This is a genomic window from Sulfurimonas sp. (assembly GCF_016744025.1).
GTDB lineage: Bacteria > Campylobacterota > Campylobacteria > Campylobacterales > Sulfurimonadaceae > Sulfurimonas.
Genome location: NZ_JADGFC010000008.1, coordinates 36337 through 47569, shown reverse-complemented (window position 1 = coordinate 47569; position 11233 = coordinate 36337). Strand labels below are relative to the sequence as shown.

Genomic DNA, 11233 nt, shown 5'->3' with positions numbered 1-11233 from the left:
AGGTTTGAGTAAAAGCTTGAAGTTAAATTTAGTAGATTATTATTTGGTCAATTATCAAAAAAAGCGAGTTTTTAAACCCCCGTTTTTTTAATTAAGTCTCAAAACATAACTAACAACACCCTTTAAATCCTCCATTTTGCCAGCATTAACGCTGGCAATTGATGTTAAAAATCCAACTCACTACCATTTTAGCCACTCTTGTGTCTCCAAATAATTTGGCATTAATTGAGCAACCTTGCCGCCTTTTTTATATGAGGGAGTTAGAATCTTATATACTCTTTATATAAAAGTTAATTCTGGAGTGAGGAGGGAGAAAGAGACTGTAGTTGGGGCTAAAAAATCGCCCAAAAATTGGGCAGACCTCCCCTGTTACGTTTCTAATATAGATTAAAATATATGTTATAGTTCCGTCGTTTCGATCGATCGGTCGGTCTATCAGTCTCTTCGCCTTTTTCATGCTCAGCGTGAGTATACCATCAGCTGTCGGTTGTGCTGTACAGCTTGTTCCATGTCTATATGTGATAGTTTAAGATTTAGGTCAGTATAAGAAGGTGTAGAGAGCATAGTATCTACCACAGCGCCCAACTATAACCAAGTACCTCTTGCTTATATATATCTGCATGTAGTCGATCTCCTGTTTTGTTTCCATGTAAGAGCCAGCCGCAACTGCATCAATTTCTACTTTTTTTTCAATAATTGGGTACTGCTTTGATTACTTTAACTATGATAGCTTACAAACAGAATATTTACTTCACCAGACGCTTGATGATACGCCTTTCATTTTTATTTTAACAGTGTGATTTGATTGAGAGAGGAAACAGGTACCAAGTGCCCCAGTTGAATTACTCAACGGGAAGCCGAGAGGCTCTCCACAACTTAAAATGTTGCTTGGGAATGCGAAAACACTTGGTACCCCGTTGAATAATTTGAACAGGGTAATTATATAAAAAAGTCGTGGCTGGAATGCTGTATCCATATGGAGTAAATATTGAGTATGCATGAATACACTAGAAAGAACTTGGCAGAAGTTGACGCTAGTAAAAAATAAGATAGTGTGTTTTAAACTTAAATGAGTTGATTTTTTTTTGAAGATTTTGAGAGGTTTTTTGTGTTTGGTGACTAATAGGTGACTAAAGTAGTTTTTTCTGAAACTTAAAGAGGCTTATAAAGCTCGTAGTTTACGATGTTTTGAGTGATTTTTTATTGTGTGTGGTGCGGATAAGAGGACTTGAACCTCCACGAGTTACCTCACCAGAACCTCATTCTGGCGTGTCTACCAATTCCACCATATCCGCATATAGAAATAGAGTTAAATTTCAATGTTATATATGTGTTGTATATCTGTTGTACACAACTAAATAACATAAAAATAGAGCCTCTTTAAAACCCTATATTAAGGACTTTAAAGAAACTTAGTTGTTAGGGATTTGAACCCTCACACCGTTAGGCACAAGCCCCTCAAGCCTGCGTGTCTACCGTTCCACCACGATCGCATAAAAAATAGAAAAAAAAAGCCTAGCTCGTAAAAACGAACTAGGCCTGAGGTATACTTTGGTTTAGTCTAAGACTAACCTAAGTATGGGTTAGCGTAAAGTGCGATAAGAGCAATTACTAGTGCATAAATAACTTGTGCTTCAATCATTGCAAGAGCAATAAACATTGTAGTCATTAGTTTAGCACCTAAACCTGGGTTACGTGCAGTACCAGCAATTGTTGCAGCAGCAGTGTGACCCATACCGATAGCTCCACCAAGAGCAGCAAGACCAAGACCAAGACCAGCAGCGATCATTGAGTAAGCTTTAAGAGTTTGGTTAGCAACGTCACCGTCAGCAGCCATAGCAGCAGTAGCAAGAGCTAGCATTAAAAATAGAACTTTTTTCATAAATATTTCCTTAAAATTATTACAATATCTTTCGGATAGCGTAACGACATCGAAATGGCGCAACCTAAACATAAATGCCCAGATTTCCCTACTAAAAATTGATGAGCGAATTATACTCAATAAGTAATAAAAGTGAGTTTAAACAAAGTATTATGTAATCAATAAAAACAAACCTAAGAGTAAGATAATGCCTAAACTTGCATATTCCAAATATTTTTTTATATTTGTATTGTAGTTTGAAGTTTTTTTACGAATAGCAACGCTTATTAGCGCAGATATAAATATTACTGTACTCATTCCCAAACTCATAACAAACGCAGATAAAAATCCAGCATAGTAAAGTCCAAGTGAAAGTGAAAAGATAAAAATAGTTATTGTCCCAGGACATGGAATAATTCCAGCAGAAATTATGAGGGCCATATCCGTTGAGTTGTCATCTACCTTACATGAATTACAAGCACAAGTTTGAGCATGAGGATTTGCACTAAAGCTATACTTTGGTGTGTTTTGGATTATTTTATAAGCCTTGTATTTTTTATATAAAAGATAAAGAGCAATACTTATAATAACTAGTGCTGATATCTTTGTTGTGTAGTATATACTTTCATCTAAAAACTTAGCTAAGAATGTATCTACTACATAGTAAATTACTAGAGTTAGCAAAAAAGCTGAAAATGTATGAACAACTCCTATGGCTAATGATATAAAAAATGCTTTAGAGTATGAGCGATCATTTGATAAAAAGTAACTTCCAACAAGTGTTTTACCATGACCTGGTCCTAAAGCATGGATAGCTCCATATAAATATGCAAAGAATAATAAAAACATATAAGTTAAGGGATTTTTTTCATCCTTTATAGATTCAAAAAGAGACTTTATTTTATTTATACTTTTCTTTAGTAGATTTTCTTGCATAGATTCTGTTTTGATTTCTTCTACTTTTTTTACTTGTGTTACTTTTATTTTTTCTTCTACTTCCTTCACCTCTTTTTGTATAACATCTAATGGAGAGTAACTAAAGAACATAGATGCAGTAAAAAGATAAAGATTTGTTTCATGGTATAGCTCTTCTTTTGCATCTACAGTCACAGATGAAGTTATAAAGCTAAAAAATGACTCATCATCTTCATATAAAAAAGACAACATCATCTTCTCTTTTATCTCTAAATCTAAATATGAATCATATGTAAACACTAAAATATTTTCAATCACTTTAATATCAAAGTTTTTATACTCTGGTTTTATTGTTGTGCTTCTTGAATCTTCATAGTTTGCATATTGAACCTTTGTGAGCATATCTTTTGGAATAAGATAATCATTCATAGCTTGCAAAATAACATTTAATTCATTTTTATCTAGTTTATCATTTTGATTTTTATCATATTGTTTGAGCATTTCATCTGAATATAAATCAGAAAATTTCCATTTTACATGAATATTAGTAAGTTTCTTATCTTTTACTATTAAGTCTAAATTCACATGGGCAGTTGGAATCATAAGTGTACATGTTGCGCAAGCATATAGAAAAGTTTGAAGAACAAAGAAATACACAATAATTAATTTTTTCATTTTAATTTTGCTCCTATCATAAAAATTATCAGTGAAAAAGCAGATACAAGGATAATACATGCACCTGATGTAAGATTGAAACTATAGGATATCCACAACCCTATTATAGTAAAAAATGTTGCAATCAAGCCAGATGCAAGCATCATAGAGTAAAGTGAAGAAGATATACCTTGCGCAATATATATAGGAATAGTTAGTAAGGCTATAACTAAGATAAGCCCCACAACTTTAATGGCAATAACAACAGTAAGTGCTGATAAAACCAATATAAGAGTATAAAAAAACTTCACATTAATGCCACAAAGTGACGCATACTCACTATCATAAGATACAGCAAGAATATCTCGATACCAAAAATTGACTGCAAAACTTATAAGAATAAAAAGCCCACCCATATAATAGAGGTCTTCATTGTTTACTGCTAAGATTGAGCCAAATAGATAACTCATCATATCTACATTATAGCCAGGAGTTAAATCAACTAAAATAATCCCGATTGCCATTCCTACAGCCCATATAAGTCCAATGAAAATATCTATTTTTTCGCGTTGCTTAATTGTAATAAAAGCCATAAATAAAGCAGCAATAATTGCAAAAACTGTAGTTCCTAAGAAAATAGAAAATCCACCATATATAGCAATACCAATGCCACCATATGCTGCATGTGCAATTCCACCAGCTAAAAAAACCATTCTATTTACCACTATAAGTGAACCAATTACTCCTGATATAAAACTAACAAGTACTCCGGCTATAAGTGCGTTTTGCATAAATTCATAATTAATAGCTTCTAGCATCTATTCTTTCCTAGCATCTGTAAAAGTTCAACTTCACATATATGTCCATCCAAAGAAGTAAACTCTTTTTTCATAATACTTATATCATGATATGAAAGTTTTTTATTTACATGGGCTACCTTTGTTGCATACTCAAGGATGATAGATAAATCATGACTTATTACTATTATTGTCACCTCTTTGTTTAACTCTTTTAACAACTCATAAATTGCCTTTTGTCCATCTGCATCTATATTAGAAGTTGGTTCATCTAAAAGTAGAACTTTAGGTTTAGAGTATAGTGCTCTAGCAATCATAACTCTTTGACGTTGACCACCGGAGAGTGAACCTATTTTAGCATCTGCGAACTCCTCCATTCCAACTTGTTTTAGTATCTTTAGAGCATAATTCAATTCTTCTTTTTTATACCCAAAAAATGGCATTTTATGATTAGTGTTTCCCATCATTATTACTTCAATTGCTTTAATAGGAAAGTTTATATTTACATTTGTATTTTGAGGGACATAAGCAATCTCTTCAAGCTTAGAATCTAATGTTTGGTTTGAAAATTTTATAGAATCTTTATTCGCTTTATTAATACCTAATATTAATTTCATGAGTGTGCTTTTTCCACCACCATTTGGACCAATAATTACTAAAAAATCTTTGTCAAATATTTTTAAATTTATATCTTGTAAAACCAACTCTTTATCATAAGAAAAAGAGAGGTTATTAATATCTATAAGAGCTAAGTTTGAGTCTTTATTTATTTGCAATTGCTTTTGCCATATTTATTAAATTATCAGACCAGTTTGGGTTTAATGGAGATATTTTTCTCACAGAGACCTTGGCCTCTTTTGCTATTATTTTTGCACTTTTATCTGAAAACTCTGGTTGAGTAAAAATAACTTTTACATTTTCTTCAATTGCCTCATCTATAATCATAATCATCTCTTTAGGTTTTGGTTTTTTACCTTCAACCTCTACAGCGAACTGCACAAGATTATACTCATTTGCGAAGTATCCCCAAGATGGATGAAAGACCATAAATTTATCTTTAGCTTTGATATCTTTTAATACATCTCTTATCTTTGCATCTGTATTTTCAATTTCTTTTATAAAAGTTTCTAGATTAGATTTATAAAACTCTTTATTTTTAGGGTCAATCTCTACTAGAGTTTTGTAAATATTTTCAGCCATAATCTTTACATTTTTAGGAGATGTCCATGTGTGTGGATCAAGACCTTCATGCTCTTCATGTTCTTCCTCTTCGTGATTAGCTTCATCATCATCATGATGTTCTTCTTCATGATGATGATGTCCTCTCATAGCTATTGTTGTAATTCCTTCACTGATATTGACAACTTTAAGATTTTTATTTTGCGATTTAAATCTATCTAACCAAACATTTTCAAACTCTACATCAATAGAAAAATATATATCAGCATTTGATATAGAAATCATCTGAGATGGCTTTGGCTCATATGAATGAGGTGAATTTCCAGGTTTTACCATCAAAGTAATATCAACCATATCTTTTGCACAAAAGTCTCTTGAGGTAGTATGCTGACTATTACTATAGGCTTTGCATAAACTGTTATGCTAAATAAACTTAGCAACGTAAATAAAATCTTTTTCATCTTAAATATCCTTATTTAATTTACGAAATTGTACTTTTCTTGCTCTTAAATGCAACTTAGTCGCATTATAAGATTATCTAAAGATGCTAGATGCTAATATTCTGCCATGCAAATAAAAGAACTACTATCAGATAAAAAATTAAAATTAACAACAGCTAGAAAAGAGTTATTAGAAATATTTTCTACTGCTCATAAACCTCTTTCATATGAAGAGTTAAAAAGTGAGCTTAGTATGGATAAAGCCACATTTTATAGAAATATTTCTAGATTTGAGGATGAGTCCATTATTAATTGTTTTGAATCAAATGATAAAAAAAGATATTATGAAATTCAAAAGAAACCTCATTCTCATTTTATATGTAATCTTTGCAATAACATAGAGTGTATGAAGACAACTAATAATACATATATGGATGGTTATATAATTAAAGATGTAATCTATAAAGGAATTTGTAAAATATGCAACACATAGAAAAATCTAAAACTGCAAATTTACCTACTAAATATGGAAAATTTAGCATAAAAGTTTATAAACAAGATACTCAAGAACATCTTGTTCTAATGAGTGAAAACTTTGAAAAACTAAAAAATCCTTACGTTAGAATTCACTCGGAGTGTTTAACTGGTGATACTTTTGGTAGCCTAAAGTGTGATTGTCAAAATCAATTGAGTTTAGCTTTAAAATTTATGGCAAAAGAAGGTGGTTTGATAATTTATCATAGACAAGAAGGACGAAACATTGGTCTCTTAAACAAGGTAAATGCATATGTTCTTCAAGATAATGGTAGAGATACTATTGAGGCTAACTTAGAACTTGGATTTGGTGAAGATGATAGAGACTACTCAATCGTAAAAGAAATATTTGATGACTTAAAACTTAAAAATATAAAGTTAATCACAAACAATCCTCAAAAGATAGATTTTGTAAAAGATTTAGGGGTTAATATTACTAAAAGAATATCAGCAATAACTGCTGTTGGTGAGCATAATAAAGATTATCTAAATACTAAGAAAAATCAGATGGGACATCTTTTATAAGAGTGCCCATCATCTAAATCTTTAGGTAGTGCTTATGCACGACCTAAAGAAATTTTGTTGCCTTTAAATTCTAAAATCTCTACCATGATTTTATCACCTTCACTAACAACATCAGAAACTTTTTCTACTCTTTGATCTGATATCTTAGAAATGTGTAAAAGTCCATCTGTACCATCTGGTAGACCGATAAATGCACCAAAGTCTACTATTTTCTTAACAGTTCCTTCGTGCTTATCTCCAACTTGGTACTTAATCTTTTCAACTTTAGGTGCATTTGCAATACCCTCAATATGTTCTCTAGCTCCAGATACACCAGTTTTATTTTTACCAGTTACTTTTACTTTTCCATCTTTTTTATCTATGTCAATTGCAACTTCAAATTTCTCTATAATTTCACGGATAACTTTACCAGCTTGACCGATAACTTCACCGATTACACCTGGATCAATATGAAAAAAGTCTGTACTTGGAAGAACACCATCATTAAATTCTATCTTTTGCTCTGCATCTATCATAATATCAATAATATGACTTCTACCCTCTTTAGCTTGGTAAAGTGCCTCTTTTAGAATATCTAAAGAAATTCCACCTAGTTTGATATCCATCTGCATAGCAGTAATACCATCTTTTGAACCAGTTACTTTAAAGTCTATATCTCCATCATGATCTTCTAATCCCATAATATCTGAAAGAATCGCATACTTATCACCATCTGAAACCATACCCATAGCAATTCCAGCAACTGTATCACTTGTCTCTATATCAGCAGCTCTTAAAGCCATATAACCACCACAAACAGTAGCCATAGAAGATGAGCCATTTGATTCTAATATTTCAGAAACAAGACGAACAGTGTCACCGTTTAAATCAACAACTGGTTCCAATGCTCTTTTTGCTAAGTTACCATGACCTAATTCTCGTCTTTTTGTACCTAGTATAGGAGAAGCTTCACCAACACTAAAACCTGGAAAGTTATAATGAACCATAAAGTTTTCATTTTGAGTTCCACTATCTGTAAGAGACTCAAACATCTGTGCATCTTTTGGTCCACCCATAGTTAAAACAACTAAAGCCTGAGTTTGACCTCTTGTAAATAGACATGAAGAGTGAGCTTTTGGAAGAACATTAGTACTAATAGATATAGGTCTAACTTCTGTTAAAGCTCTACCATCAGCACGAACTCTTTCGTTTAATATTTGAGATCTAACTTGTTCTTTTTTTACTTTTTCAATTGCGTCTTTAAGTTCAAGTTCTACTTCAACATTTGCCCACTCTACTTTAGTAGTAATAATATTTTTTCTTAATTGTCTAAGAGCAGTTGAACGCTCTGATTTTGCCATTTGATTCATAGCAGATGCGATATCTGACATATGATTATCTCTTACATACTTAACCATCTCATCATTTATTGCATGAGCCTTACACTCTATTGCAACTGTTTCTTGTTTATGATCTGCAAATGCTTCTTCAAACTTAGCATTCGTAGCAAATAATGCTAATTGTGTTTTTTCAAAAACACTAATTAAATCATCTTCACAAATAGCATTAGATTTATGAACTAAAATACTTGGAGCACTAAGAGTAGGATCAATCATTGGATCAATAATAAAGTTTTCTTCTACTTGAACTTCATTAGAGCCAAATGAACGCATCTCAATCATAAGAAGCTCAGATTTAGTTCCTGAAAGGTAAAGGTCTAAAGTAGAATCTTTTAATTGTGTAAGTGTTGGATTTAAAACTAATTCTCCATCAACCTTAGCAGCTCTTACAGCAGATACAGAAGTGTTAATATCTATATTTGATGTGTAAAGCGCAGCAGAAGCCGCATTTAGAGCTAAAACTTGTAGATCTGAATCTGAGCCTGCACTAAAAACCATAATAGTTATTTGTGTCGGGTGTCCAAAACCTTTAGGAAAAAGTGGACGAAGAGAACGGTCAATAATACGAGATGTTAAAGTTTCAAAATCACTTGGTTTAGTTTCACGCTTAAAAAATCCACCAGGTATTTTGCCTGCTGCATATGATTTTTCAATATACTGAACTGTTAAAGGTAAAAAATCATCTTTAACTATTTCTGTTTCATCTATTACAACTGTTGCTAGTATTACACTATCGCCTGATTTCAACCATGCAGAACCATTTGCTTGCTTTGCTACATCACCAAATGAGTATTCTTCTACTCTATTTTCAAACTCTAAATTAACATCATATTTCATTTTTTTCTCCTAGGTATTTTTCTAATTTTTCTTCTTTGACTTCTTCTAGTTCTTCGTAATAAAGCGAAGTTTCTACGTAATCGTCTATATCATGAATGAAAAATATATCATCAGCAAATGGCTCTAGTAAATCTAGTGTATCACTAGGTAGAACCGCAACTGCAATATAGACTGCTTTTGGTTTCATTGCCAAAATTGTTTTTAAAGCAGTCATAAACTTAAGTCCTGTTTCACTTCCCTCATCTATTAAAAGCACTACTTCATCTTTCATAGAAGAAAAAGGTCTTCCCTTTCTATATTGATATATATAACATAAAATTTGTTCTTCATGCTTTCTATGAGCTTCACCATAAATATAATCGTATTTAATCCCAAAAGTACTTACTAACTGCTCATTTATAACTATTTCTTCTCTTTCACTTACTCTTGCAACTTCACACTCTTCATTGTTAGGAGCCATGATAGATTCTGAAAAAAGAAAATCCAAAGTGTTTGGAAGTTTTTTTCTCAACATATATGCAAGTTCAAGTCCCCCTTTTGAAACAGCCACCATCTTCCAAGACTCATCTTTGAGTCTTTGCATAGGTACAATATCAGCCAACTTATTAGCTACATCTTCTCTATTTTTAAGTATGTGTTTATATTTTTTCATTACATTAGAGTCCTTGCGTAGTCTCAGGTAATTCATATTCAAGCAGTGAATCATCACTACTTGAACTCATTAATGGTTTCAAGTTTATTGTAAAATATATATATCTATCATATGAAGAAGTCGTACCACTTGTGGTTGACGTAGGACTATTATTTTCAAGATATTTAAGACCAAAATCCCAACATCTTTTTTTATAAAGAAAACCTACACTAACACTTTTTTTCAGACTAGTTTCTATATCGTAGTTATATGTTGCACTATATGAATAATGACTGTCATAAGTATAACTAGCAGTTGATGTAATATAACTTGTATTTGAAGTAGAACTAGAAAAAGTATCTTCATAAATATGTGATAAAGAGAGATTAGGTCCACTTCCGGTATAACTTAGTGTATTACTAATACTAGAAAATTCGTTTTCATCATAATTAAAAAACATATTATTATAAAATTTTATATCTTTTGTTATCTGATAGTCTAACTCGTTTTCGAGTTCACTTAAAGTGTTTTCTGAGCCTTCGTATGATATTGTTTGAGCTAGTTTATGATAAAAAATCTGTGTTCCATTTGAATCATATAAGTATTGAGAAAAGCTAAATTCTTGTTCTTCTTCTATTTCTGAAATCTCATAGAAATCACATACATCTTCATCTTCATTATCTGAATCGGAACAATAAGATTCATAGTCTTTATAATATCCACTAGTTGATTCTTCACCAGCGAAGGTATATGTTGAACTAAGATCTATAGTATGTGTGTAATTTTCAAATGCTCGGCTCAACTGAGTAGACGCAGCTAGGACATGATAGTTTCTTGCAATATATCCATTGTTATAATCGCCACTAGACGTTTCTTCTGAACCGCTAAATTTTGAGTATTGTCCATAAAAATTAGATTTATATGAAATATTTAAGTATTCATCAAAAAAACTGTTTTGGAGTGTCAGAGGAATTGTAGCATCTGTTTGAGTTACATGTTTACCAACTTCTCTATACATATTATTACTCTGTACTTCAAGGTTATATAGTAAATGATCATCAAGAAATGTCTCCAAATATCTATGATAATGTAGAATTGGCAATTCTTGAAGAGTTTCGTCATTATCATCTGCTGTTAAATCTTTATAATACTTAAAATATGATGCAAAGTAGTTATTCTCAGTATTGTAAAAAAGATTTATTTTTGATGTCACCTGACTTGTTGTTACATTATCAGAAGTAGTTATTGATGATAGATTTATGTACTCAACATCATTTAAATTATTAAGATCCATGTAGAGACCGGATTGGCCTTCAAGGTTAGTTCCTAACCATTGATTAATTATATTACTATTATCATAAGCAAAATTAAATCCATAATGTGTGTCATTTTCTAAACTATTAGAAGTGAAATAACTACTATTTTCTTTAAAATACCCTGTTGTAAATTCACCCTTAGATATATTAGAATCAACAAACCTA

Annotated in this window: 10 protein-coding genes and 1 tRNA gene; 2 read left to right on the top strand and 9 right to left on the bottom strand. The window is 31.5% G+C overall.

The genetic code is table 11. From position 1 onward, the window contains the following. Positions 1-1210: 1210 nt before the first annotated feature. From QZZ48_RS02680 to QZZ48_RS02655, 6 genes are all read right to left on the bottom strand, one after another. Positions 1211-1295: transfer RNA gene (locus tag QZZ48_RS02680), tRNA-Leu, on the bottom strand. Positions 1296-1567: 272 nt separating this feature from the next. After that, complete coding sequence (locus QZZ48_RS02675) at positions 1568-1882, bottom strand: F0F1 ATP synthase subunit C (RefSeq protein WP_294961676.1); 315 nt, start codon at positions 1880-1882, stop codon at positions 1568-1570. A 150-nt stretch (positions 1883-2032) separates the two neighbouring features. Beyond that, complete coding sequence (locus QZZ48_RS02670) at positions 2033-3451, bottom strand: DUF1007 family protein (RefSeq protein ID WP_294961673.1); 1419 nt, start codon at positions 3449-3451, stop codon at positions 2033-2035. Beyond that, complete coding sequence (locus QZZ48_RS02665) at positions 3448-4248, bottom strand: metal ABC transporter permease (RefSeq protein WP_294961672.1); 801 nt, start codon at positions 4246-4248, stop codon at positions 3448-3450. Before QZZ48_RS02665 ends, QZZ48_RS02670 begins: the two co-directional genes overlap by 4 nt. Beyond that, positions 4242-5003 (bottom strand): ABC transporter ATP-binding protein, encoded by a 762-nt coding sequence (locus QZZ48_RS02660; protein WP_294961670.1) that lies wholly within the window; start codon positions 5001-5003, stop codon positions 4242-4244. Before QZZ48_RS02660 ends, QZZ48_RS02665 begins: the two co-directional genes overlap by 7 nt. Next, positions 4990-5760, bottom strand: coding sequence for a zinc ABC transporter substrate-binding protein (locus tag QZZ48_RS02655; protein ID WP_294961668.1), 771 nt, complete (start codon positions 5758-5760; stop codon positions 4990-4992). The genes QZZ48_RS02660 and QZZ48_RS02655 overlap by 14 nt, the downstream gene beginning before the upstream one ends. 213 nt (positions 5761-5973) lie before the next feature. Here QZZ48_RS02655 and QZZ48_RS02650 point away from each other — a divergent pair, with 213 nt between their 5' ends. After that, the gene (locus QZZ48_RS02650; RefSeq protein ID WP_294961666.1) at positions 5974-6339 is read left to right on the top strand and encodes a transcriptional repressor; all 366 of its coding nucleotides are present in this window, start codon (positions 5974-5976) and stop codon (positions 6337-6339) included. After that, entirely contained in the window at positions 6327-6905 is a 579-nt protein-coding gene (gene ribA, locus QZZ48_RS02645; RefSeq protein ID WP_294961664.1) for a GTP cyclohydrolase II, read from the top strand. The genes QZZ48_RS02650 and ribA overlap by 13 nt, the downstream gene beginning before the upstream one ends. A 32-nt stretch (positions 6906-6937) precedes the next feature. Here ribA and QZZ48_RS02640 read toward each other — a convergent pair whose 3' ends face one another. The 3 genes from QZZ48_RS02640 to lptD form a co-directional block, all read right to left on the bottom strand. Next, positions 6938-9121: a polyribonucleotide nucleotidyltransferase gene (locus QZZ48_RS02640; protein ID WP_294961661.1), complete on the bottom strand. Its 2184-nt coding sequence runs from the start codon at positions 9119-9121 to the stop codon at positions 6938-6940. Next, positions 9111-9773: a phosphoribosyltransferase family protein gene (locus tag QZZ48_RS02635; protein ID WP_294961658.1), complete on the bottom strand. Its 663-nt coding sequence runs from the start codon at positions 9771-9773 to the stop codon at positions 9111-9113. The genes QZZ48_RS02640 and QZZ48_RS02635 overlap by 11 nt, the downstream gene beginning before the upstream one ends. A gap of 4 nt (positions 9774-9777) precedes the next feature. After that, on the bottom strand, positions 9778-11233 hold a 1456-nt coding region (gene lptD / locus QZZ48_RS02630; protein ID WP_294961655.1), incomplete at its 5' end, for an LPS assembly protein LptD.